The organism is Microcoleus sp. B3-A4 (genome assembly GCF_036705385.1).
In the GTDB taxonomy this organism is placed as follows: domain Bacteria; phylum Cyanobacteriota; class Cyanobacteriia; order Cyanobacteriales; family Microcoleaceae; genus Microcoleus.
The window spans coordinates 33,198-57,917 of record NZ_JAUBUI010000017.1; the positions used below are offsets into that span (position 1 = coordinate 33,198).

At 46.7% G+C, this 24,720-nt stretch carries 16 protein-coding genes; 9 read left to right on the top strand and 7 right to left on the bottom strand.

Annotated features, from left to right (window positions below; translation table 11 throughout):
• Positions 1 to 202: 202 nt before the first annotated feature.
• The gene (locus QUB33_RS10105) at positions 203 to 5,710 is read right to left on the bottom strand and encodes a PAS domain S-box protein (RefSeq protein WP_333349971.1); all 5,508 of its coding nucleotides are present in this window, start codon (positions 5,708 to 5,710) and stop codon (positions 203 to 205) included.
• 229 nt (positions 5,711 to 5,939) lie between these two features.
• Here QUB33_RS10105 and QUB33_RS10110 point away from each other — a divergent pair, with 229 nt between their 5' ends.
• Positions 5,940 to 9,752: a sugar-binding domain-containing protein gene (locus QUB33_RS10110; protein WP_333349973.1), complete on the top strand. Its 3,813-nt coding sequence runs from the start codon at positions 5,940 to 5,942 to the stop codon at positions 9,750 to 9,752.
• 84 nt (positions 9,753 to 9,836) lie between these two features.
• Here the strand turns inward: QUB33_RS10110 and QUB33_RS10115 are convergent, their stop codons facing one another.
• From QUB33_RS10115 to dnaK, 6 genes are all read right to left on the bottom strand, one after another.
• Positions 9,837 to 10,082: an HNH endonuclease gene (locus tag QUB33_RS10115; protein ID WP_015179287.1), complete on the bottom strand. Its 246-nt coding sequence runs from the start codon at positions 10,080 to 10,082 to the stop codon at positions 9,837 to 9,839.
• A 50-nt stretch (positions 10,083 to 10,132) separates the two neighbouring features.
• Positions 10,133 to 10,600: a KGK domain-containing protein gene (locus QUB33_RS10120; protein ID WP_333349975.1), complete on the bottom strand. Its 468-nt coding sequence runs from the start codon at positions 10,598 to 10,600 to the stop codon at positions 10,133 to 10,135.
• 321 nt (positions 10,601 to 10,921) lie between these two features.
• Positions 10,922 to 13,357 (bottom strand): dynamin-like GTPase family protein, encoded by a 2,436-nt coding sequence (locus QUB33_RS10125; protein WP_333349977.1) that lies wholly within the window; start codon positions 13,355 to 13,357, stop codon positions 10,922 to 10,924.
• A gap of 384 nt (positions 13,358 to 13,741) precedes the next feature.
• Complete coding sequence (locus QUB33_RS10130) at positions 13,742 to 14,938, bottom strand: J domain-containing protein (RefSeq protein WP_333349979.1); 1,197 nt, start codon at positions 14,936 to 14,938, stop codon at positions 13,742 to 13,744.
• Between the two features lie 234 nt (positions 14,939 to 15,172).
• Positions 15,173 to 15,355: a four helix bundle protein gene (locus QUB33_RS10135; RefSeq protein WP_333349982.1), complete on the bottom strand. Its 183-nt coding sequence runs from the start codon at positions 15,353 to 15,355 to the stop codon at positions 15,173 to 15,175.
• A 182-nt stretch (positions 15,356 to 15,537) separates the two neighbouring features.
• Positions 15,538 to 17,682, bottom strand: coding sequence for a molecular chaperone DnaK (gene dnaK, locus QUB33_RS10140; protein ID WP_333349984.1), 2,145 nt, complete (start codon positions 17,680 to 17,682; stop codon positions 15,538 to 15,540).
• A 55-nt stretch (positions 17,683 to 17,737) separates the two neighbouring features.
• On the opposite strand from dnaK, the gene QUB33_RS10145 reads away from it, so the two are divergent.
• The 8 genes from QUB33_RS10145 to QUB33_RS10180 all read left to right on the top strand — a co-directional run bounded on the left by QUB33_RS10145 (position 17,738) and on the right by QUB33_RS10180 (position 24,598).
• Positions 17,738 to 17,914 carry a hypothetical protein gene (locus QUB33_RS10145; protein WP_333349986.1) on the top strand — a complete coding sequence of 59 codons (177 nt, stop codon included), beginning with the start codon at positions 17,738 to 17,740 and terminating at the stop codon, positions 17,912 to 17,914.
• 85 nt (positions 17,915 to 17,999) lie between these two features.
• Complete coding sequence (locus QUB33_RS10150; RefSeq protein ID WP_333349989.1) at positions 18,000 to 19,250, top strand: FAD-dependent oxidoreductase; 1,251 nt, start codon at positions 18,000 to 18,002, stop codon at positions 19,248 to 19,250.
• 180 nt (positions 19,251 to 19,430) lie between these two features.
• Positions 19,431 to 19,685 (top strand): hypothetical protein, encoded by a 255-nt coding sequence (locus QUB33_RS10155; RefSeq protein WP_333349991.1) that lies wholly within the window; start codon positions 19,431 to 19,433, stop codon positions 19,683 to 19,685.
• Complete coding sequence (gene vapC / locus QUB33_RS10160; protein ID WP_333349993.1) at positions 19,682 to 20,089, top strand: type II toxin-antitoxin system tRNA(fMet)-specific endonuclease VapC; 408 nt, start codon at positions 19,682 to 19,684, stop codon at positions 20,087 to 20,089. Before QUB33_RS10155 ends, vapC begins: the two co-directional genes overlap by 4 nt.
• 80 nt (positions 20,090 to 20,169) lie before the next feature.
• Positions 20,170 to 20,940, top strand: a complete 771-nt coding sequence (locus QUB33_RS10165; RefSeq protein WP_333349995.1) for a Uma2 family endonuclease — start codon at positions 20,170 to 20,172, stop codon at positions 20,938 to 20,940.
• A gap of 122 nt (positions 20,941 to 21,062) precedes the next feature.
• Positions 21,063 to 22,151: an SPFH domain-containing protein gene (locus tag QUB33_RS10170; protein ID WP_333349997.1), complete on the top strand. Its 1,089-nt coding sequence runs from the start codon at positions 21,063 to 21,065 to the stop codon at positions 22,149 to 22,151.
• Between the two features lie 86 nt (positions 22,152 to 22,237).
• Entirely contained in the window at positions 22,238 to 23,500 is a 1,263-nt protein-coding gene (locus tag QUB33_RS10175; protein ID WP_333349999.1) for a hypothetical protein, read from the top strand.
• 468 nt (positions 23,501 to 23,968) lie between these two features.
• A complete protein-coding gene (locus QUB33_RS10180) occupies positions 23,969 to 24,598 on the top strand; it encodes a TraX family protein (RefSeq protein WP_333350001.1) in 630 nt (209 codons plus the stop codon).
• Positions 24,599 to 24,720 lie beyond the last annotated feature (122 nt).

A 24,720-nucleotide genomic window follows, 5' to 3' on the forward strand; every position in this document is an offset into this window, starting at 1 on the left:
ACAAAAACAGTGAGAACTTTTCTAATTTATTTGTGTGTACCGGCAATCATGTCGTTAATGAAAAGCCAGCGGGGGCGGGTTTATGAGATTGTAGATTATGGGCAATTATTATTGGTGAACCCGCCCCTACAAGATTTAACATCATACAAATCCGAATCAAACGGAAATGATATTATTTGTGTGTTCATCGAACCCGATCGCCCTAATGCAAATTTGTTAACTTGGCTAAAACGGTGGCGAAGTGAGCGGGTTCGATCGGCTTTGTTAAATGTTCGTTGTAACCAGTGGCGATCGCCTGATGGCGGTCTTCTTCGCTAGCATAAGCTGTCAGCGCCACGGCCGGCAAGCGCTTGATTTTGTCTGATTCGGACGATCGCACTTTGCCGATCAGCGAGTAGCCGTCCTCAACGGGCATACCGATATCACTAACTAAAATATCCGGCGGCGACTGGTGTAAAATGTCGATCGCCTCTGCAGCCGAAGCAGCCGCAGTCGCAGTCGCCCCGCACTGTTCCAGGGCAACCATCAAAAACTCGCGGTTGTCGGGTTCGTCGTCAACTACCAACACCTTTAAACCAGTCAAAATACCCGGATGCCTTGGATTGGATTTCCTTTCTCCTCTCAAGTGCGGCTGCTTACTCCGAGGCTGTTTGAGTGGCAGTGTCACCGTAAATGTCGCACCCTGGTCTGGACCGGGACTTTCCGCAGTCACAGTACCCCCGTGGAGTTGCACCAAGTGCTCGACGATCGCCAATCCCAGTCCCAAACCGCCCTCAGCCTTAGTTTTCGAGGCGTCTGCTTGTCGGAAGCGATCGAACACGTAGGGCAGAAAATCAGCAGGAATGCCCTTTCCGGTATCGCTGACAGTAATTTGCACGTAATTGGGTGATGAGGTATCGGTAACAGCCACCGCAGACAAGCGCAGTTCGACATTTCCCCCCGAAGGCGTAAACTTCACGGCGTTAATCAGCAAATTCCACACTACCTGCTGCAACCTCTGGGCGTCGCCCCACATCAAGCCGACTGCGGGGTCAAGTTCTAACGAAACGGTGACAGACTTGGCCTCGGCTGCCAAACGAACTGAATTATGAGCCGCCTCGATCGTCTTTACCATGTAGAACCAGCCTGGTTTCAGGGCCAGCTTGCCTTGAATAATCCGGGAAACGTCGAGCAAATCTTCCACTAGCTGGATCTGCACCTTCGACTGACGCTCGATGGCTTCCAAACCCGAAGCTAATTTATCTTGGTTGTAGGGGTGGGCGCGCAGGATCTGTGCCCACCCCTGAATCACATTTATAGGCGTTCGCAATTCGTGGGAAAGAGAGTCGAGAAACTCGTCTTTCCGGCGGCTGATAGCTTCTGCTTCCGCCCGCGCGACTTGTTCACGCTCGAACAACTGAGCGCGTTGGGCCTCGATTTGCTTGCGATCGCTGATGTCGGCGATAATCGACATACAGTTGATGTTGCCGTTGCTGTCGCGGACTGGAGTTGCCCACAAACTGATGTCGATCGAGGTGCCGTCTTTCCTTTGGCGCTGGGTTTCCATGCCGGCGATCGCGTTTCCTTCGCGAATTTTTTTCAAATTAGCCGTGAATTCCTCGCGCTTGTCTGCGGGAACGCTGGGTATAAATTGACCTAGCGCTTCTGATTCATGCCAGCCAAAAATCCTCTCGGCGGCTGGGTTCCACATTTTCACAGTCCCGTCGTCGCAGTCCAAAACGGTAATTGCTAGGGGACAAGCCTGAATCAAGGCTTCTAAAGTTTGATGGATGTGCGATCGCGCTGCTTCTGCTTGTTTGCGATCGCTGATATCGACGTTCACCCCGATCATCCGCAAAGGCAAACCCCCATCGTCGGGAAACATCTTAGCCCTGCAAGCAATCCAGCCCACGCTTTTGTCCGGGCGGCAGATGCGGAACTCAATGTTTAATTCCTCCCCGGACGCCCTCGCAGCCTTTACCTGCTTTTGAATAACAGCGCGATCGTCTGGATGCACCATTTGGGCCCAACTTTCATAGCTGTCGATACCGCCTGCAGGCAGCCCGTACAAAGCCTCGAACTCCGGCGTACACGCGAGCTCGCCGGTTTGGACGTTCCATTCAAAAGTTCCGATTTTGCCTGCTTGCTGAGCGATTTGCAGCCGTTCTTGATTCTTTTTGAGTTCTGCTTCCACCCGCGAGATATCGGTCAAGTCGATGAAGAATGCGACGATCGTCTCTGGTTCGCCCTTGTCCGGGCACAGAGTGGTTCCCCCCATCAGAAGCGGCACGCGGCTGCCATCTTTGCGGATGTACTCTTTCTTGAAAGGAGTTGCGACTCCCTTAGCCCGCAGTTCCCCGGCCGCCAGGGCGTCGAGGTGCAGGTATTCGGGGGGGGTCATTCTGTCCCAGCGCATTTGACCGGAGAGCAAGTCTGAGCGGGTGTAGCCGACCATGTTGAGCAGCGATTGGTTGGCGTAGGCGATGCGGCCGCTAAAATCGCCGATCGCGACTCCGAAAATATTTGACTCGAACAGCCGCCGGAATATGGATTCGCTTTGCTGTATTACTCGTTTTGCTTGTTTGCGATCGGTGATTTCGGCTACCACAGTGCTGACTCCCAGCAGCGTTCCGGATTCATCGCTCACGGGGTAAAAGCTGATTTGCCAATCCCGCAAAACTCCCGGCTGTTGCTTGGTTTCGGCCTTAACTTCCAAGTCGAGCACGGGGGTTTGCGTCGCCAGCACTTGGCGGTAAATCCGCTCTACCATATCGGCCATTTCGGGAATTACTTCTCTAACGGTGCGCCCGAGGTGATCTGCGATCGATCGGCCGTTGATCGCAGCGAGGCATTCGTTCAGGCGGATGTAGCGCAAATTGGTATCGACAAAGCACAGCCCGACTGGTGTAGTCTTGTAAACTAAGTCGAGTTCTGCTAGTTGGCGGCGAATGCGTATTTCGTTTTCTCGAAGTTGGTTTTGGGCTTGTTTGCGATCGGTGATATCTAGTACGAAGAATGCTCCTTTGTCTGTGCATCCTTGGAAGTTTCCGCCGCCGACTAAAACTGGGAACCGCGTGCCGTCTTTGCGGAGATATTCTTTTTCAAAAGGCGCGCAACTTCCTTCTGCTTCGACTTGCGCCAAGGCGATGCGATCGAGTTCTAGATATTCCGGCGCCGTAAGTTCGAGCCAGCGGATCTGTCCCGAAGCTAAGTCTTCCCTTGTATATCCGATCATTTCCAGCAAGGCGTCGTTAGCGTCCGTAACTTCGCCGCTGGCATCCCAAAAACCGATGCCGATCATGTTAGATTCTACCACGCTGCGGAAGCGCATTTCGCTTTCCCGCAAAGCTAATTCTGTTTGTTTTTCTGCGGTAATATCTGTGATAATTAGGCCGACTCCGATTATTTCTCCCTTTTCATTTTTCACGGGGTAGTAGTTGGCGAGCCAGTAACCGAAATATCCCGGTTTCCCATGAGGTTCGCCGCTCATTTCTAAGTTTAAAACAGGCTGGCCGGTTTCTAAAACTTGCTGAATTATCGGCGCAAATTTGGCTGCATGTTCGGGCAACAATTGGCGAAAGTCTTGGCCGAGATGCTGTTCTATCGGCAAACCGTTAAGTTCTGCTAATACTTGATTGATACGGATGAAGCGCATTTCGCGATCGAGAAAGCAAATCGCTAGGGGAGATGCTTCTAACAGCGCGTCAATTAAGGCAAAGGATTGCGATGTTTGAGATAGTGCTTGTTGCGCTTCTGTGTAAAGTCTGGCGTTGTCGAGGGCGATCGCCACGCGGTATGCTAAATCTTCTAGCATTGCCATGTCTTCTGCACTGTAGCGGCGGCCAAACTTCGAGGTAAAGCAAGAGATGGAACCCATTACCCGCCCGCGAGCCTTCAGCGGTACGCAAGCGTGAGAACCGATATTGAGCGATCGCAATTTTTCCATTTCTGCTGCATTGTCGGCTCCTGCTGCTAAAATTTCCTCATCCACGTCGGCAATTAGTTCGGATTTTCCGCTGCGGATTACCAGCGGATAGCCGTTAACTGCATTGTCCGCGATCGAACTGCGAATTCTCAAGTTATTAATAGTATCAACCGTGGAGGGGTCTGCGTGAGCCACAGCCACTCGGCGCACTTTTGAGTCGGTTTCGGCCAAATGAATGCAGCACCCGTCGGCGATCGAATTTATTGCTAATTCTGCTACCTTTTGCAGCACCGTTTCCCCGTCAAACGCATCAGCCAGCATTTTGCTGACTTCTGCTAAAAATGCCGAGCGCTGCTGTTCTATTTCCGCTTGTTCCCTTGCTGTTTGCTCGATTGTTAACTGCAATCTTTGAGTTTCCGCAAGTTTTATTTCTGTGATATCGCGGGCGACAATTAAGGCTGATTCTGGTACGCCATTTTTGTCAAATTCTGGAACTACGCGGGATTGATAACTTCGGAGACCGTTGATTGACCAAGCCTCAAATTCGACAATTTCTTCTTGACCTGTTTCTAACACTTTGTGCAGTGTTTCATCCCACTTCTGGCACAGTTCCGGCGGCATTCCTATTTCTTGACTGGTTTTACCCAGGAAGAAGGAAATTGGTTTTCCTTGGCTTCTTTCAACTGCTTGATTGACATAAATATAACGCAGATTTTTGTCAGTGCGGATAATTACATCTGGCGTATTTTCTAGCAGCGTTCTCAGTTGCTGTTCGCTGCTGGCCAAAGCTGCTTGCGCTTGTTGTCTTTCCGTGACATCTCTCACCGTGCCCACGTATCCGATGAGTTCGCCGGAGTCGGAGCACATCGGCGAGGAACAAACGTTAATCCAGCGCACAATCCCCTCTGGTGTTTGCAGGCGGTACTCGATCGCATATTCCCCACCTTGCCGAGTATAATCCAGCCATCGGCTCAATACGCGATCGCTGTCTTCCGGGTGAATGCAATTCTCCCAACCGTCTCCTAAAAGTTCTGTCAAACTTAAGCCACAAATAGCCTGACAGCGTGGGTTTGCATAGGTATAGCGCCCCTGGGAATCGGCCATAAAAATGCCGACTGGCGAACACGAACTTAAACAGCGAAATCGTTCTTCTTGAGCTTGCAGCGCTTCTTTAGCTACTGTTAGTTCTGCTGTGCGCTCTTTAACGCGACTTTCTAGCTTAGTGTAGGATAAAGCCAGGGCTATTTCTGCTTCTTTGCGGTCAGTAATATCAATGCCAGTCCCTATGACATATTCCACCACGCCCTCGCCATTTAGGGTCACAGTATTAGACCAAGAAATTAAGCGCTTCTCGCCATTTTTAGTGCGCCAATAGTTTTGATATTCGCTGTAAAAATTTTCGACCTTAAGCTTGGTAAAAACTGTTTTAACTGGCTCTATTTCTTCGGGAATCAAAAATAAATCCCAAACATATTTATTGATTACTTCTGCTGCCGAGTAGCCTGTAGTTTTTTCGCAAGCTTGGTTAAACCGGACAATCCGTCCTTGGCTGTCTAGGACTACAATCAAGCAAGCCGTTGTGTCAACTATTTTTGAAATAATATTACGTTCTATTTCTACTTTTTGTTCTGCGGAATTTAAGCCAGCATACCAAGCGATAACCATTGCAGCGGCCAAAAGTAAGATTGCAGGAGCTGCCTGGAAGGAAAACAGTAACAGAGTTGTCAGCAGTAAAGCGGTGCTGGCACTAAATAGAGCAATTTTGTAAGATGTAATGGGTGAGGCCAAGACCTGAAACCAACTCATTTTTGTTGACCTGTAGCGATGGCGCGATCGCACTATTGCTTATTTCGATGAAACAACCTCGTTAAAACTTAGTTAAAACTAAGTATTTATTTTTTCTATACGAAACCACATTTGTGGGTCGCGTGCCATCTTCCCAGAGACAGATTGGCAGCGGGATTGGTGCTGAATCAACTGCTATCATAGATCCAGGGACAAATTAGATTATCTAATTTTTGGGAGCAATAAGCGAGTGAATCACAAGCTGGCAAAAATTATCGGGTTATTTTTCGCAGCCGCCACCGTCTTTGGGTTCATCGGTTACGCGCTGCAAAATCCCAACTTCGCAAGCAACTCAGCGATATCGATCGGCTTCCCCAATCTTACCACCCTGGCCGTCGGGGCGATCGACAACAAACGCGATCAAATCTATCTCAACGGAACTTGGCAATTTGTTCCCGCAGTTGGCAACCCCCAAAACCCCCCTGTCTCCCCAAATTGGGGTTCCATCCAAGTACCTGGAGACTGGCAAAAAGAAAACAACGAATCCGTACCCGGAATCATCACTCGCGGCAGTGGCAAAGATTGGGAAAACTTCAACAGTAAACAACTATCAAAAGCTTGGTATCAGAGAAATATAGACATTCCCGGCGACTGGACAAACCGCCGAATTTTTATCGACTTAGCCAGAGTCAGCACCGATGCAGTCATATTTATCAATGGCATTAACTGCGGTCAAATTCCATGGCCCTACGGCACTATTGAAATTACCAAAGCAGCCAAACCAGGTCAAAACACCATATCTATTTTAGTGGTGGCAGTATCCGACGAAAAGGAAAAAGCCGTGATCATGGGCCCCACAGAAATCTACACAGAAAAATCCAAGTTGCAATCGCGGGGAATTATCGGCGAGGTACGACTTCTGAGCCTTCCCCCCGGCCCGCTGATTAGCGACGTATTCGTCCAAACTTCCACCAGAAAAAAGCAAGTTAAATTAGATGTAGAACTCAAAGAGGTTGCCCAAAACGGTCAAGTTGAATTAATCGCGCAAATGCTCGACGAAAAAGGCAAAGTACAACAAAAGTTCACCGCAAATGCCAAGGTTCAAGCTAAACCCATTCAAACCGTACAAGTTCAGTGGAATTGGCCAAATCCCCGTCTTTGGGATGTCGGGCAACCAAACCTTTACACCCTGCAATTAGAAGTAAAAGGCAGCGGTATAGACACGCAATACGACCAACCTTTTGGCTTCCGCGAATTTTGGATAGAAGGGCGCAAATTTTTCTTAAATGGAACTGAATTTCGGCTGCGACCAAACTTGCACTCCGAGTCTTGGCAAGGCGGGACAGTAGAAGTTGCTGACAGGTTAATTGATGGCTACGTAAAAGCAGGTTTTAACATAACAGAAATGTGGCCTTGGAATCACGACGAACGGGGTACGTGGCACTTCCGAGAGTTATTTTCGGAAAGAGCAGACCTCAAAGGTTTTCCAATTATGGCTCCCGCTTTAGACATTAGTCGTCTCGCTTTGAACGGCAAGTGGAAGAACCCCCTGTGGAAAAGCCGCTGGAAAGCCCGAATGGTGACTGAAATGCATCGCTACCGCAATCATCCATCAGTATTAATGTGGGCGACAAGTCCTAATTTTTTCGGCAACGGTGACGACCTAAATCCCCGTCGCATCGGCAAAAGCAAGGTAGAAGGAACTCTCAGTCCCTCGGAAAACCAGCGTTTGCGGGCCAACACTCCCCTAGGAAATGACGCTATAGCTGCGATTAAATCGGCAGACCCAACCAGACCTGTGATGGTACACCAAGGCGCCCACTTCGGTGATGTTTATGCGCTGAATACTTATTTAAATATGATTCCCTTACAAGAACGGGAAGAGTGGATTTCTGAGTGGAGTAAAACCGGAGAAATGCCCTACATGGCAGTCGAGTTTGGGACTCCTCTGCACGCAACGATGATGCGGGCCCGCAAAGGTTTTGGTCAGGCGATTCTCAGCGAACCTTGGATGACTGAGTTTACTGCAATTTATTTTGGCAAGCAGGCTTACGAGTTGGAAACTGCCGCTTATAAAGCTACAATTCGCGAGCAATTTGTCAAGGGTCAGGAGTATCAAAGCTGGCATTTTAAAAAAGAGTTAGATTTTGCACCAGCTTTTCAAAAGTTGCAGCAGTTATTCAGTACAAATACTTGGCGGAGTTGGCGGACTTTTGGAATGTCTGGGGGGATGATTCCTTGGAATGACGGACATGGTTGGGAAGTTTCCGAGGCTGGCAAAAATAAGGTGGATATTGGGGCATTTCAACCTGGTCGCCGGGGAGTTTATTTGAAGCAAGTCTCGAATAATCTTTTGAATTATTACCAGCCAGAAGCTTACACTGTTCATCCTGGCGGGGAGGCAATTATGAAGAATAATAGCTCAACTTTGGCTTGGATTGCTGGTGCGAACCCGGTTTTTACTGCGAAAGATCACAATTTGTTTGTGGGCGGAAAACTGGCCAAGCAAGTAGTGTTAATTAACGATACGCGGGCGCCACAAGAATTTTCGTTTAAGTGGCGGGTTTTGGTCGGAGGAAAAGAAGTAAAAAAAGGCGAGCAAAAAGGGAAGATTGAGTCGGCAGGCACGCTATTTTTTCCAATAGATGTAAATTTGCCAAATACCATTTCTAGCAAGGCTGACGGCGAAATTCGCTTGACGGCACGGGTGGGCGAGCGATCGCATTCTGATACATTTGCTTTCCGCGTTTTTCCCAAACAATCCACAAGCAAGGATACGCTGACAATCTTCGATCCAGCGGGCAAAACATCGGCCATGTTAAAACAGTTAGGTCATCAGCTTGTACCGTGGAATGGTTCGCAAGTTTCATCGCTATTAATTATCGGTAGGGAAGCGTTTTCAAGTGGGGAAAATTTGCCGGGAAGTGTAGAAAATTTTGTGCGGAACGGCGGCAAAGCAATTGTGTTTCCTCAGCGCAGGGAATGGCTGAAAAATACGGGTTTCCGAGTTGCTGTCCACGTCAGCCGCCGCGCTTATCCAGTTGACAGCAACCATCCGGCAATTAGCGGTTTAGACAGTGAAGATTTGCGGGATTGGGTGGGGGAAAGCACGCTGGTTGAAGCTTATCCAGATACGATCCAAACTGGCCCTAAATTGAGTCCGGTAAATAAACCTTGGTACGGCTGGCATTGGGGAAATCGCGGCGGTGTCAGTAGCGCTTCTATTGAGAAGCCACACCGCAGCGGTTGGCGCCCCATTTTGGAATCTGAGTTTGATTTAGCTTATTCGCCGCTGATGGAATTGGATTACGGAAAAGGGCGGCTGATTTTAAACGAGTTGGATTTGGAAGATCATTATTCTGTAGATGCTGGGGCGGCGCAGTTAGTGCAACAAATTGTGAGTTACGGGATGAATTCTCCGGTACTTGGAAAGCCCGATAAAGTGGTTTTAATAGGGGGAGATGGAGATGCCCAAAAGTTGGACAGTTTGGGGGTAATTTATCAGCGCGTTAGTTCGCTTTCTAATGATGTTGGTTTGGTGATTGTGGGGAGACAGGCGAATCTGAAAGATGCAGATTTGCGCGGTTATTTGAATGCTGGCGGGAAGGCGTTTTTCTTGCCGCGTCAAGTGCCTGTTGCGGGTTTGGGCGTGGGTTTGCAGCAAGCGCAGGATTTTGGGGGCTCGCTGGCGGTTCCGAGTTGGGATGAGGTGAAGGGGGTTAGTGCCTCAGATTTGCGATCGCGCTCTTTTTATGATACTTGGTTGATTAAGTCTGGGGGAGAAATCGGTGCTGACGGTTTGTTAAGTCGGGTAAAAGTTGGCAAGGGTGTGGCGATTTTTTCTCAGATTGAACCGGACAGTTTGAATGCTGATACTAAGACTTATTTGCGTTTTACTCGCTGGCGGCAAACCAGGGCAAATGCTCAGATTTTGGCTAATTTAGGGGCGAGTTTTAAGGCGGATGGATCTGTGTTTAACGGTTCGAGTCGGGAGTTTTATCACTGGGATTACAAGACGGATTTTGAGAATGGGGACGATCCTTATCGGTATTATCGATGGTAGATTTTTTAACCGCAGAGGGCGCAGAGGACGCAGAGGAAGAGAAGAGAGAGATGAATAATGCTGATTTTATTATACTGTTAGATATCAAAGGTCAAAGTGACGGCGGAAGCGGGGGTCTAGTTTGTCGGTTTTCTTTTGGTTGCAGGTGCCGCAGAGGGTTTGCAAGTTGCTGATGTCGTTGCTGCCACCGCGCGCTAGGGGGATGATATGATCGATCGTCAATTGGGTTTCTAGTTTGGTTTGGCCGCAGCTTTGGCACTGGTATTTATTGCGAGTAAATACGTATTTTCTGACTTCTGGGGGAATCGGGATTCTGGGGGTTTTAGACATGATGATTTTTAACCGCAGATGAACGCGAATTAACGCGGATGTTTGATGGATTAGCTGGGTGAGTTTTCTTGATTGAGAAGTTGGCGCCGCAAATCGTCAAGGGGAGATTCTGGTTTGCTAGTTTCTGATTCGTTGTTTTCTGATGTTTCTTCAACGTCTGGTTCGTCGGGGCAAAACTCTATAGTGACATTGAGTTTGAGCTTCATCTTTCCTTTCTTCCAGCCCTGAGCACCCACTCTGAGAATTTCACAATCTATACCATGACCAAACCAGTTCTCATAAGCATTAGGTTGTTGGTCAGTATTTGAACCTACATAAATGTAGAGTTTTTGTTGACTCAACAAGTGAGTGAGTTTCTCTCCTAACCCATATTCAGGCAAAACTCCATTTACTGTTTCCTTGAGTTTTTCTACTTTAAGCATTGCGTTACCGAAAGATAAAGCATCCTCATTACCGCAGTTGTGAAAATCAAATTTATCTTCCATATTGATATCTAACCTAATAGGTTTTTTAGCCATGAGTTTGAACCGCAGATGAACGCGAATGAACGCGGATGTTTGATGGCTCAGTCGGCAAATAGTTCGTCATAAATGTCATTTTCCGCACTCAGCCAATCTTGATAAGCTTGGGATACAAGCATCGGTTGAACAGATTATTTCCCTGTTTTCAATAACAGCGCTAGGCTGAGAAGTATTGCTAACTTATCCTCGGAAAGTTGCTCGATTATTGTTAGAAGTTTTTGGCGAATGTTCATAGGATTAAAGTCGCTCTTTGTTGGCTATTATATCACAATAAACAGAGTAAAGAAACCAGGTGAATATAATTCACCCGGATTTCAATTATTCACCATCCACCGAAACACTATCATTTTGCCCAATAACAGGCAACAAATGCTCATGCAACTTCATCGCCTGCAAACAACTATTAATCCCAGAAACCGCCCGATCGTACTCTTGAATCTTCTGCTCATTCTCAGCTTGCCGCCGCAGATTGCCAGCAATCTTTTCCTCCGCTTCCTGTGCCAAAGTTTGCTCTAAATAATCGCGGGCTTGACTGTATTTCTGTAAAATATCATCAGCTTGCTTTTGGGCCAGCGGCAACAAATGCTCTTTCAGGGTTTGGTTGACAGTTTGGCGGAAAGTTTGCCGAATAGTTCTCGATACTTTTGGCTCAAAATCTAGCCGCAATAATTGCCGAATTGCAGGTTGGGCGTCCACCATATTTTCGCAGTCGAAACCTTGAGAAGTTTGCTGCAATGTTTCCCGGAATTGATAAATTGAAAATGTGCCTTCGTCGTAAAAACGGGGACTTTCTCGCACGTAGCGATCGCACTCAACGCCCGCCGCATTTACCAAAGCATCTGAAACCCGCTTTGATAACTCCTCTAACTGCTGTTCAATTCCCCCGTCGTTCCCCAACAACCGATAGAGTAATCGATAGTATTCAGACTTGCGAACGCTGTCTTTCAAATACTGGAAATAATTATCAACCAGTGACTTAGTAGCCTCTACTAAAATGTCTTCCAACTGGTTCGCTAAATAATAAAGCGCTTCAACTAAAACCGCAATTAAAGGTGCTGTGGCATTGCGGGGATGATTCCGCAAAGTACGTCCGTAAGCCGCCTCAACAGAAAATCCATCTAACAATTCATCCAAGCGGCGGATCATCCGAGATTGCAATTGCCGAAAGTCTATATCGAAAATATCGCATCTGTTCATAATCATTTCATTGACTTCTTCGGCGATATGTTCCCGAAAATCCTGTCCGACTTGCTGCAATTCTTGATTTAGCCGCAAAAGTTCCTGTGCTTTCATCGCTTCAATTTCGCGGGGCTGGCTGTCCAAATTCCGCTGGATTGTTTGGTAATGTTTCCGCAGTTGAATGCACAAATCTTCTAAATCGTCAGCGAGATTTTTGAACAGTTGCGGGCGTTTTTCTTCGGTGAGGTAACGGGTGATGGCTGTGCGAAAATCTTCGATACCGCTATCTTGAATTAATTGAGCAATTAATGGTTGTCCTTGCTCTGCAAGAATCCGCACGTAGTTTTCATTAGGTGTTTCGTAGCTGTTAACTGAAATGCGAAATTTGCTCGGCGATAGCTTGCCAGAATTCGCACAGTAGCGATTAAATTCACTAACAAATTGCGGAGTTTCTTCACTATTACCGAGCAATTCTGAATCTAATTTATCATTGGCAGAAACTCGTCCTTGATTGGTGGCAAAGATTGTATTTAAACCAAAGCGATCGCGCCCTGTTGTCCCTCGAATCAAACTCCCGTAAAATCCCAACAATCCGCTAGTTTTGTAAACTCTCGCAGTATCGCGAAAGTCAGAATTAATCAGATTTTCTAAGCGCTGTCGCAGTTGCGTGTTGTACCAAGTTTCGTCAATGCGGTTGAAAATGTAAAACAGTCGATCGCGAATTCCCGGATTTCCCCGTGTTTTTTCCATCAACTCGGTTTCTTCCGTCGTCATTTCCCCAGACGAAGCTGCTTTCAAAACGCAGACTACCGCCGAAGTATCGGGGCTTTCAATCTTATCATAAGTCAATTCTGCATCCCGCTGCACCGGCGCATCAATCCCCGGCGTATCGATAATAATATTGCCATCTTGTAGCAAAGGATGATAACAGTAATATTCAACTCGCTTGAGTACAGCACTGTTACTACCGCGACGGGCATAACTAGCAGCTTCCTTGAGATTGGAAAAATTAAACTGTTCCATCGAGTAGGTAGCGTTTTCGAGAGTTTGGATGCGATCGCGATTTGCCTCAAAACCTTCTAACAGCAGCATCAAAGCCTTAGCTTTTTTGGCTACCTCGGATTTATTTTCGCCGCCTTCCGTTTCAATAATTATGTTACATCCCTGAGACAACAGCGACACTACATCTGTTTGATTAATATTAAGTTCAGTAGCTAAACCTAACTGATGGCAAAGCACAGAAGCTTGCTGGCTAATCTCAAACTCGCTCAAAAAAGTGAGAACAACGCGCTCTTTTTCCGGCTCCGCAAAGGCTATATAACATTCAGTACCTGTCGCGTGTCCCTCTGCACTGTAGAGCAATTCTCGCTCCAGCAAAGCATTAATTAACATAGATTTTCCCGCACTGAAAGCGCCAGCAAACACAATTTCAAACTCAGGAGAAATTGCCTTTTTCAGAGAAGCTTGTACCGCCGTGATATCTTGTTGTCGCAAAGACGATTCCTGACGCAGCAGTTGCAGTAAAGAGTCAACGTGCTCTTGCAGATTGTTGCATTGAGGGGGCATTTGAGTCATCGCGGCAGACTGCTCCTGATTTTGGGAAAATTACCTTATTGTTAATTCTCTGCTAGTTCAGGAATAATCACAACAGTAATTTTACTTATGGGATCCAGGATTGCTGAAAGTACGATCGGCTATTCTGGCGACAAATCCTATCGTTTACGGTTGTTTCGGAATTATTAAACCGCAGAGGCCGCAGAGGGCGCAGAGGAAGAGAAGAGAGAAATGAATAATTCCGATGCCAACGGATTTGATATCATCTATTTACAGCCAAGTGGCTAAATGTAATATGTCAGTAAAATTTAGCCAAGCATTTCCTAATTTTTCGTACAGAATTAGTAGTAAGGCGCGCATTATTGCGCCCCTACAAAATTAAACGAGCGCATTGCGGACTCTACATTAAACCGATAAATCCTGACGCGGTTTAAAAGACTCAACCTGGCGCAACTTTTCGTATAATTCCCGTTCCTCCTCGCTAATTTCTTTGGGAATTAACACCTGAATTTCTACCAATTGATCGCCCCGATCGCCATTTCCTGTTGGATAGCCCTTGTTAGCCATTCGCAACCGCTTTCCAGACGTTACTCCCGGTGGCAATTTCATCTTTACCAGGCCATCCAGCGTCGGTACTTCCACATCTCCACCCAACACCGCTTCGCTGGGAGTCAGTGGCAATTCGCAGCAAACATCGGACATTTCCAATCGAAAAAATGGATGGGGAGAAACCGTGATTTTCAAATATAAATCTCCGCCGCCCATACCTTGATTTCGCAAGCGAATCCGCTGACCTGATACCATAGCAGGAGGCAGATTCACCTCGATCGCTCGCCCATCTTCCAGACGAATTCGCTCAGTACCGCCCGAATAAGCCCTTTCCAAAGGCAGAGTTAGCCTGGCCTCAATGTCTCTTCTCGTTTCGCGATCGACTGTTTCCCTAATTTCCCGTCGCATTTCCCGATCGGCTATATCCTTTCTGATTTCGCGATCGACTATCTCCCGTCGCATTTCCCGATCGACTGTTTCTCGTCGCATTTCGCGATCATCGAAATCCCGTCGCATTTCGCGATCGTCGAAATCCCGTCGCATTTCGCGATCGTCCAAATCCCTTCTAGGTGGGCGAGAATTAGCAACATAACTCGTTTTCTTAGAAGCCGTACTCCACGGTTCAGAGGAGGCTACTCCCGCTGCATCATTCGCTGTCGCCATCCTCACTTCCCGGCGTCTTCCGAGCACTTGGTCGAGAAATTTATTAAAATCCGAGTAATCGCTAAAATCGACCTCTTCGGCCGGTTTTTTGCGGGTAGTTTTACTGTTTCCCCAAGTTTTGAAATTGGGAAGTCGCACCCCTTGCTTTCCTTGAAATCCTTTTTGTTTCCAGAATTTACTAAACTGATCGTATTGAGCGCGCTTGTCGAGATCGGAAAGAATATCATAAGCTTCATTAATATCCTTAAACCTATCTTCAGCAGATTTATCACCTGGATTTACATCGGGGTGCAACTGTCTGGCTAGCCGTCGATAGGCTTTTTTTATCTCATCAGCCGTGGCATCTTTGGGCACTCCCAAAATTAAATAGTAATTGCGAAAATTCTGCATAGTTGGAGAAGGAAGAAGGAAGAAGGATGAGGGATGAGGAATGAGGGATGAAGGATGATGTTTTATCCTTCTAGTTTGTTGATTGTACTGACAATTAATCGTGTGAGTTCATCTGCTTCTTTGATAACAGGTAAGATTTTTTCTGGTGCTGCTTGCTAACCCTACTCTTTCAGAAATCACTCGATGAGTATCCAGTTGTCTGAGCGAACCGAGAGCTATTCGCAAATATCGAATCTACTCTTGTCTAGTAACACGCCCATATCCCTCCGCAATGTTAGCTGGTACTGATACAGATGCACGGCGAATTTGACTGGTAATACCATAAAGTTCAGACGAATGAAAAGATTTAGTTAATTCGTAGCAAACTTGACAAAGATAAATACTCCGCTGCCAGATGTATTGTTCTCTATGGGTCATACAACATAATTTTCTCCTTACTTATCATAGTAATCTTTATCTAATTCAAAGAAGTCTAGTGTAGGAGAGAAGAAAGAAAGGATCTGAGAAGAATTAGAAAAAGAGCTGTCACAAATTCTCTGCTGAAAATCCGTTATTTTCCTTCTTCCTTCTTCCCTCTTCCTTCTTCCTTCTTCCTTCAATTACAGCCAATCGTCGTCATCATCCCAATCGTCGCTTTGATTTTGATAAGGGCGAGTGGGGCGATTAGCACTGCTTCTACGATCGCCCATACGATCGCCCATACGATCGCCCATACGATCGCCCATACGATCGCCCATACGATCGTTCATGCGATCGCCCATGCGATCGTTCATACGATCGTATGGGCGATCGGGAATTGGATCGACAGTCGATCGCCTGTACGGCTTAGCATTGGTATAATAGCTGCTGTCATCGCTGCGCCGCTTGGTACCGTCGCCTGTAAAAGTCCGCTTTACCGACTCAAAGAAATCGTCATCGTCGTCATCCATCGCAAACGCTGAAACTTCCCGGCTCAAATCGTAAAGAGCATCTTGCAAATCCGAACCAACTTGGTCAACTCCGCGCTCATCATTGCGTTCCAAACTGTCTCGCAATTCGCGAATTAAAGTTTCAATTCGCTGGCGGCTTCTTTGAGCAAACTGCATTCCGCGATCGAGCGCAACTTCCCGCAACTGCCGCTCGGCTTGATAAGCTAAAGCTTCAGCGCGATTGCGTTTTTCCACCTTTTCCCGCTGCAACTTATCAGCTTGAGCAAACTGTTCCGCATCGCGAATCATTTGATTCACTTCCTGCTGAGTCAGCGTCGAAGCACCTTGCACAGTAATGCTTTGTTCCCTGCCGGTAGTTTTGTCCAAAGCAGTCACCAACAGCATCCCGTTAGCGTCAATATCAAAAGCTACTTGCACCTGCGGAATCCCTCGCGGTGCCGGCGGAATTCCAGTTAGTTTAAACCGTCCCAAAGACTTATTATCTCTGCCTAATTCCCGTTCCCCTTGGATCACGTGAATTTCTACCACAGTTTGGTTGTTTTCAGCAGTCGAAAAAATGTCCGATCGCCTGACGGGAATAGTAGTATTGCGAGGAATCAATTTTTTCATCACCCCGCCGATAGTTTCCAAACCCAGCGACAGCGGCGTCACATCCAACAGCAGCACATCGCGGACATCCCCACCCAAAATACCCGCTTGAATTGCCGCACCCACCGCCACAACTTCATCGGGATTCACATTTTGATTGGGTTCTCGATCGATCAAACTGCGAACCACTTCCTGAACTAAAGGAATGCGAGTCGAACCGCCGACCAACACAACTTCATCAATGCGAGAAGGACTCAAACTTGCATCAGCCAAAGCTTGTTTGACTGGCCGCCGCAACCGCTGCACCAAATCTGTGCACAGCCCCTCAAATTGACCGCGAGTCAGCCGCGTTTCCAGATGCAAAGGGCCATCTTCGTTCGCATCGATAAACGGCAAATTAATCTCGGTGACACCGACTCCAGACAGCTCAATCTTGGCTTTTTCTGCCGCTTCGATCAAGCGCTGCAAAGCTTGGCGGTTGCGTCGCAAATCAATTCCTTCTTTTTCTAAGAATTGTTCGGCCAACCAGTCAACAATTTTAGAGTCAAAATCATTGCCGCCCAATTGAGTATCGCCGCTAGTTGCTTTAACTTCAAATACTCCGTCTCCCACGTCTAAAATCGACACATCAAAAGTACCGCCGCCCAAATCAAACACTAAAATAGTTTGACTTTCTCGCCTCTCCAAACCGTAAGCCAAAGAAGCCGCCGTCGGCTCATTTAAAATCCGTTTGACATCAAGTCCGGCAATTCGTCCCGCATCGCGCGTCGCCTGTCGCTGCGAGTCGTTGAAATAAGCGGGAACAGTAATTACAGCCCCCGTCACCTCTTGTCCCAGATAGCGGCTGGCTTCATCGGCCAGTTTCCGCAAAACCATCGCCGAAATTTCCTCTGGGGCAAAATCTTTTTTCAGGCGGGGACACTTGATTTTGATGTTTCCGTTTTCGTCGCGGCGAGTTGTGTAAGGGACGCGCTTTGATTCTGGAGTCAGTTCGGTATATTTGCGCCCGATGTACCGCTTGACGGCGTAAAAGGTGTTTTGCGGGTTGAGAACAGTCTGGCGTCTGGCCATCTGTCCCACCAGGCGTTCTCCTTCCTTTGTGAAAGCGACTACCGAGGGAGTTGTCCGCATCCCTTCTGCATTGGCAATCACAACCGGTTTGCCGCCTTCCATGACGGCTACTACTGAGTTTGTTGTTCCGAGGTCAATGCCAACTACTTTACCCATGCGTCAGTTGTCTCCTGTGGCGTTGTGTGTAGCCTTTTCAATATAAGCGTTAAGTATGATTGCATTTATTGTACCGCGTCGAGAAGCGGGGGCTGCGGGGGGATTGCCTCACTTTGGTCAAGTGGCTGCGGTTGGCTGGGTGCGATCGCTCCCCTGGTGGATGTGCGAGATCCTGCGAGGAGTAGGAGTGTCAACTTTGGAAAGCCGTGTATGTCCATCTTTTGAGAGCTAAAAAAAGTTGAGAATTGATTAACTACTGCCTTTTGCTAAACTAAAAATAGCTAGCAGGATTGTTGAGCAAACAGGAACATAAAAATATGACTGTCAACTCTGTTCAAAATTCAGAAGCTTGTCAAGAACACTCGATCGTTGACGTGCAGCATACCAACTGCTGCATTGTGGGAGGTGGCCCGGCAGGTGCTGTTTTAGCATTACTTTTAGCGAGGCAAAATATTCCAGTCATGCTGCTAGAAGTACACAAAGATTTCGATCGAGAATTTCGCGGCGATACGCTGCATCCGTCAGTAATGGAAATTATGGATCAATTGGGTTTAGCAGAAAAATTGCTGGAATTGCCCCATACAAAAATGCGCCGCCTCACCATCCAAGCTGCTGGAAATACCGCCACCCTCGTAGATTTGTCCAGTCTCAAAACCAAGTATCCTTACATCACTATCCTTCCGCAAGTCAAGTTTCTCGAATTCATCACTGCCGAAGCGCAGCGCTACCCATGTTTTCAGCTAGTAATGGGAGCTAATGTCCAAGAAACGATTGTAGAAAATGGGGTTGTGTGCGGAATTCGATACCGGGGACGCGGGGGATGGCATGAAGTGCGATCGACCCTCACTGTCGGTGCAGACGGTCGCTTTTCCCGCCTTCGCCAATTAGCAGGTTTTGAACCGATTAAAACTTCCCCGCCGATGGATGTCCTTTGGTTTCGTTTTCCGCGCACTCCCCATGATGTCCAAGATTTCGGCGTGGGAGGTCGAGCTGTTGGAGGTCATTTATTAGCCATAATTGACCGCTTGGATTATTGGCAACTCGGTTACATTATTCTGAAAGGCAGCTATCAGAAATTGCGCGAATCAGGAATAGAAGCTTTGCAAAAATCTGTTGCTGAATTAGCACCAGAATTTGCAGATAGGGTCGAGCAACTGAAAGATTGGTCGCAAATTTCTTTTCTGTCCGTTGAATCGAGTCGCCTTCCCCGCTGGTATCGTCCCGGTTTGCTCTTAATTGGGGAGGCCGCTCACGTCATGTCGCCCGTAGGCGGTGTGGGAATTAACTATGCTATTCAAGATGCTGTCGTGGCAGCTAATGTACTCAGCGCGTCCCTGAAAAATAATCACTTGCATCTGTGGGATTTGGCAGAGGTGCAGCGACAGCGGGAGTTGCCTACACGCATCATTCAAGCATTTCAGTCGTTTGTACAGGAGCGAATTATTAAGGGGGCATTAGATACAAATCGACCGTTTACACCGCCACTTTTGTTGCAGTTACCAATTTTGCGAAATATTCCAGCGCGATTAATTGGTTTTGGATTAAACCGGGTTCGCGTGCGAAATTAATCAGATACACCAATCCTAAATATAGAGGTAGAATGACGCACTGGTGGTCAGAAACCGGGTTTTTTGACGAAAATCTTTCGCACTCACCCACATATTCGGTAAAAAACCCGCTTTCTTTGGCATAGATGAGTAATTCCTGACAAGATTGAATTTCAGTACAAACTTAATGAGGCCAGAGTTATGCAAAGTATTAAAGTACGATCGCACGTCGGTTCGGACGGGATGTTGCATTTGCAAGTCCCGGTTGGGATTACAGATACAGATTTGGAAGTTATTGTAGTTTTCCAGCGCATAACACCAGCAACTGAGGGTAAAACACCGGAAGATTTAGGCTGGTCGCCCGGTTTTTTTGAGAGAACTTTTGGGTGCTTTCAGGATGAACCTTTAGTGCGGGAAGAACAAGGGGAATTTGAGGAACGGGAGGAATTGCTGTGATTTATTTGCTGGATAGCAATACCTGTATCGGTTACTTGAACGGTAGAGCAATTGGAGTTTTGCAAAGGTTACAGGCTCTACCTTCTGAGGAGGTGGCAGTGTGTTCTATTGTTAAAGCTGAACTGTTCTATGGAGCTAGTAGAAGCAACAATCCCGATCGCTCGCTCGCCCAACAGCAAGATTTTTTTAATGGCTTTATATCTCTTCCCTTTGATGACCAGTCTGCCGTAATTTACGGTCAAATTCGCGCTCAACTAGCTGCATCTGGGACACCTATCGGCCCTAATGACCTCTTGATTGCCTCTATTGCTCTTGCCAACCACCTAATTCTTGTAACTCACAATACCCGCGAGTTCAGCCGCGTTGAGGGTTTGCGTCTGGAGGATTGGGAGATAGAGGTCTGAGTTAGATGTATCGAGTTTGCATCTACTCAAAATCAAAACTTATTTCAAAACAAAACAATGCTTGCGACCCAAATAACATTATGAAATTCACCCTAGATATAGAAAACAACCCTACAGGCTGGCCTGACCACACTCAGCTACCCGAATCAGACGGTACTTTTGTGAAGAATTTTCAAGAACATCCCCAAAGCATCCTGTTAACCGATTCAATTACTCCCCTCTTGCAAAGTATTCATCCAGATGGTAACTATTGTATCGGTCAAGACAGCGGTATTTATTGGCGATTAACTGAGCCGCTAGAACGGGGTGCGGAAGCACCGGACTGGTTTTATGTGCCTAATGTCCCGCCAACTATTGACGGTCAATTGCGCCGTTCTTATGTGATGTGGCAAGAATTTGTAGCACCGTTAATTGTGTTAGAATTTGTATCGGGCAATGGTGCAGAAGAACGGGACAGAACGCCTTTATTGCGATCGGGTCAACAGGAAACTAAGCCGGGTAAATTCTGGATTTATGAAAATGTGATCCGTCCGGCATTTTACGGGATTTATGAAGTAACTAAGGCTAGCGTTGAAGTCTATCACCTGATCGAAGATAGGTATCAATTAGTTGCTGCAAACGATCGCGGTCATTATCCCATTGAACCGTTAGGGGTGGAATTGGGAATTTGGCAAGGAAGGTATCAAAATGTTGAGTTACCTTGGCTGCGCTGGTGGGATAGTGCAGGAAATTTGCTGTTATCGGGAGCAGAAAGAGCCGATCGCGAACAAGAAAGAGCTCAACAAGCAGAAGACCAATTAGAGCAATTGCGCGCTCAGTTGCGATCGGCTGGAATTGAACCGGAATTGTGAATTGTCTGCAAGGGCGATCGCACCCATCCCCAACGATCGCACGTAAAAACTTTACAATGGCGATTGGGAACTCCGCTCGCTCTTCTTGAAGCTAAAATCAAACAACAACCCAAAATAAATCTATGGGACTCTTTGACAAGATTCGCGGCGAATTTGTCGATATCATCGAATGGTTGGACAATACCAGCGATACCATTGCCTATCGATTCGAGCGCCACCAAAACGAAATTAAACAAGGTGCTAAACTAACTGTACGGCCAGGACAAATAGCAGTCTTTGTCAGCGAAGGCCAAGTTGCCGATGTCTTCGATCCGGGAATGCACGAACTGTACACCCGCAACTTACCCATTCTCAGCACTTTAAAAGGTTGGCCCTACGGTTTCAATTCTCCCTTCAAAGCAGAAGTCTACTTTTTTAACACCAAAATATTTACCAACCTGAGATGGGGAACCTCTAACCCTGTAATTATCCGCGATCCAGAACTCGGCCCAGTGCGAATGCGGGCTTTTGGCACATACAACATTAAAGTTTCCCATCCAGAACAACTCTTAAAACAACTAATCAGCACTGACGGACTATTTCAAGTAGATGAAATCAGCGAACAGCTACGCAATACAATAGTCAGTGCCTTTGCCAATTGGGTTGGCAATTCCCGCGTTCCCCTGCTAGACTTTGCCGCCAACTACACCCACATGGGCGAACAGGTGCGAGTTGCCATAGGGCCAAGTATCCAGCAGTTTGGGTTAGAGTTAACTCAGCTATTAATTGAAAATATCTCGATGCCGCCTGAAGTTGAAGAAGCACTCGACAAACGAGCCTCGATCGGACTTCTGGGAAATATGCAGCAATATACCCAATATCAAGCTGCTAACGCCATAGAAGCATCAGCAAATAACCCTAGCGGCGGCAATCAAGCATTAGAATTTGGCATGGGAATGGCACTAGGTCAACAAATGACAAATATGATACAGTCACCAGCATCGCAAACTCCACCACCACCTCCCCCGCCAATACAAACTCAGTGGTATATTGCCCAGAACGGTCAACAATCAGGCCCTTTTGAATTGCATCAACTTCTGCAAAATGGTTTAACACATCAGGTAATGGTGTGGCGTGCGGGTTTTGACGGCTGGAAGTTAGCATCGCAAGTGCCGGAATTAGCATCTTTGTTGGCAACAGTCCCGCCGCCTCCCCCGCCAGCCGCCGCCTAAAATTTTGCATATTTAGTTAATTGGTAATTGGCAATTGGTATGCTTTCCCGATTACCAATTACCAATTACATCACCAATTAACCATTATGAATACTTCGGAACCTGCTGTTAAACGTTTTCCCTGTCCTAGCTGCGGGGCTTATTTAGAGTTCAACCCCCAAGCAGGAAAGCTCAAGTGTGCTTACTGTGGCTGGGAAGATGCAATTCCCCAAACTGCTGAAGAGGTAAAGGAGAACTCTTACGAACAATATCTCCAAATCGATCGCACGACGCTGACAACTTTATCAACAACAGCCCTGGAAGTAAAATGCAATGATTGCGGAGCAAGTGTTACTTTTGAACCGCCGAAAGTAGCGGGTAAATGCCCATTTTGTGCTTCTCCAATTGTGACGCAACCTGCAAAGGCTAGCCCTAGCGTACACCCAGAGGGAATTGTACCCTTTGAAGTTAGTGATAAACAGGCCAGAGAAAGCATTCAGAAGTGGCTCAGCAATCGCTGGTTTGCTCCCTCTGCTTTGAAATCCCTAGCCCAACAGGAGAAAATTCAAGGGGTTTATTTGCCGTTTTGGACTTACGACACTTATACGGTTAGTTACTATAGGGGCGATCGCGGAGAACACTACTACGTGACTGAAACTTATACGGAAACAAACTCGCAGGGCGAAACAGAAACTAAAACTCGCCAAGTGCAACATACCAGGTGGTGGCCTGTTTCTGGCAGAGTCGATCGCTTTTTTGACGATATTCTGATTCCCGCTACAACTTCGATCGATCGCCCGCGTCTGGATGCGTTAGAACCTTGGCATCTCAAGGAGTCGCTGCGCGCTTACAATTCATCTTATTTAGCTGGGTTTGAAGCGCAGCGATCGCAAGTTTCTCTCACTCAAGGGTTTGAATCTGCTAAAAATGTCATGGCCGGTACTATTCACTTCGATGTTTGTAGGAATATTGGTGGCGACGAGCAGCGGGTTCACAGCATTTCCACTGATTACAATGCTATCACTTTTAAGCATATTTTGCTACCTGTGTGGCTGTGCGCCTATCGCTATCAAAACCAGCGATATCAAGTAATGGTTAATGCACGCACCGCTGAAGTTCAAGGCGAACGTCCCTACAGTGTTTGGAAAATTACTGCTGCTGTTGTTAGCGGTGTCGTGCTTGCGGGTGTTATGTACCTATTATTTACTGGTAATTGGAGATATATCCGTGTTCCCGGTCTCCCTCAACCCCAACCCCAACCAACTTCGCTACCTGTACCGAGCCAAAAATTACCAACAGCGCCTATTCCCTCTACCACACCTGTACCGAACAAAAAATTACCGCCAGCGCCTATTCCCTCTACACTCTAGTAATTCTGGATGGAGCAGTCACCGGAGGCGGCGGAGGCATCGTCGTCGGTGTAGTACTCGCGATCGAGGTCAGTAAAATTAACTCAATCATTATTTTGTCCGAATCAATAAATTTAATGTAAATCTGCCTTAAGGAGTACACAACAGTGTTTTTAGGTATATTTTTTAAAACACCTAAATTAAAGAGAAGTTTTTCTCTTTAATTTAGGTGTTGCTTTAAGGATAGATTATGAGTACAGTCGATTTAATTCTGCTGACGATTTTAATAAAAACCAATACTATTTTTATTAAAAATAGATAAAATACGAACCCTCGATATTTAAAAACACCTTCAATAACTGCATATTATAACATATAAAACATACTGATCGACCGAAAAATTGTAAACATATTGTGTCCCAAACTCAAACAAATATTTAATTAGTACAACCAAAGAACTTTTAATAACTCAATTGGAGAATCAATTGTATGAATCAAAATCAAATTAAATGGTTGGCGGCAGCTCTAATGCTAATAGACCACATCGGATTGATGATTGAAGCAGAACCCATGCGTATCATGGGCCGCCTCAGTTTTCCGTTGTTTAGTTGGGTGTTTGCTCAAAACTGGAAACGACCGGGGGACAAAAATCCTCTAATTACTCGACTGATATTATTTGGGGTAATTTCTCAAATACCTCATATGTTACTTTTTGGCAATTTACAGTTAAACATCATGTTTAGCTTTGCCGTAGCAGCACTAACTTTGAGCTACATCCGACGCTTCGATCGCAAAATTGCAGTTTTAAGCATAGGTCTAGTAAGTGCTCAAATTTTAGGAGTGACTTACGGCTGGTATGCAGTGGCTTGCCCGCTATTGATGATTAGGTGGAATGGAGGAGGCGATCGCCTTTGGTGGTTCGGCTGGACTATAGCGAATATCGGATATGCAATTAGTTGCAAAAGCTGGATTCAAATTTTCGCTATATTCACACCGCTAGTTCTGGCATACTACGATACCTCTAAAGACAAAAAACCAACGGCTCTAGAAAAAAGATTTTTCTATTATTTTTACCCACTACACCTTGGGGGGCTAGCGGCACTGCGAACAATTGTTTAAATAATACTGGGGATTCTAATTAGTTCATTGTTGATTTTTTATTGAAGCGAAGTACAACCGCGTCTCTGAGCGATCGCCCTCACAGAAGAGTGCGATCGCTTTCCTGTAACTTGCCTTCACTC

Coding starts and splice junctions, on each gene's coding strand:
- QUB33_RS10105 (WP_333349971.1), bottom strand. CDS start 5,710: ATGAGTTGGTTTCAGGTCTTGGCCTCACCCATTACATCTTACAAAATT.
- QUB33_RS10115 (WP_015179287.1), bottom strand. CDS start 10,082: ATGTCTAAAACCCCCAGAATCCCGATTCCCCCAGAAGTCAGAAAATAC.
- QUB33_RS10120 (WP_333349975.1), bottom strand. CDS start 10,600: ATGGCTAAAAAACCTATTAGGTTAGATATCAATATGGAAGATAAATTT.
- QUB33_RS10125 (WP_333349977.1), bottom strand. CDS start 13,357: ATGACTCAAATGCCCCCTCAATGCAACAATCTGCAAGAGCACGTTGAC.
- QUB33_RS10130 (WP_333349979.1), bottom strand. CDS start 14,938: ATGCAGAATTTTCGCAATTACTATTTAATTTTGGGAGTGCCCAAAGAT.
- QUB33_RS10135 (WP_333349982.1), bottom strand. CDS start 15,355: ATGACCCATAGAGAACAATACATCTGGCAGCGGAGTATTTATCTTTGT.
- dnaK (WP_333349984.1), bottom strand. CDS start 17,682: ATGGGTAAAGTAGTTGGCATTGACCTCGGAACAACAAACTCAGTAGTA.
- QUB33_RS10145 (WP_333349986.1), top strand. CDS start 17,738: ATGATTGCATTTATTGTACCGCGTCGAGAAGCGGGGGCTGCGGGGGGA.
- QUB33_RS10150 (WP_333349989.1), top strand. CDS start 18,000: ATGACTGTCAACTCTGTTCAAAATTCAGAAGCTTGTCAAGAACACTCG.
- QUB33_RS10155 (WP_333349991.1), top strand. CDS start 19,431: ATGCAAAGTATTAAAGTACGATCGCACGTCGGTTCGGACGGGATGTTG.
- QUB33_RS10165 (WP_333349995.1), top strand. CDS start 20,170: ATGAAATTCACCCTAGATATAGAAAACAACCCTACAGGCTGGCCTGAC.
- QUB33_RS10170 (WP_333349997.1), top strand. CDS start 21,063: ATGGGACTCTTTGACAAGATTCGCGGCGAATTTGTCGATATCATCGAA.
- QUB33_RS10175 (WP_333349999.1), top strand. CDS start 22,238: ATGAATACTTCGGAACCTGCTGTTAAACGTTTTCCCTGTCCTAGCTGC.
- QUB33_RS10180 (WP_333350001.1), top strand. CDS start 23,969: ATGAATCAAAATCAAATTAAATGGTTGGCGGCAGCTCTAATGCTAATA.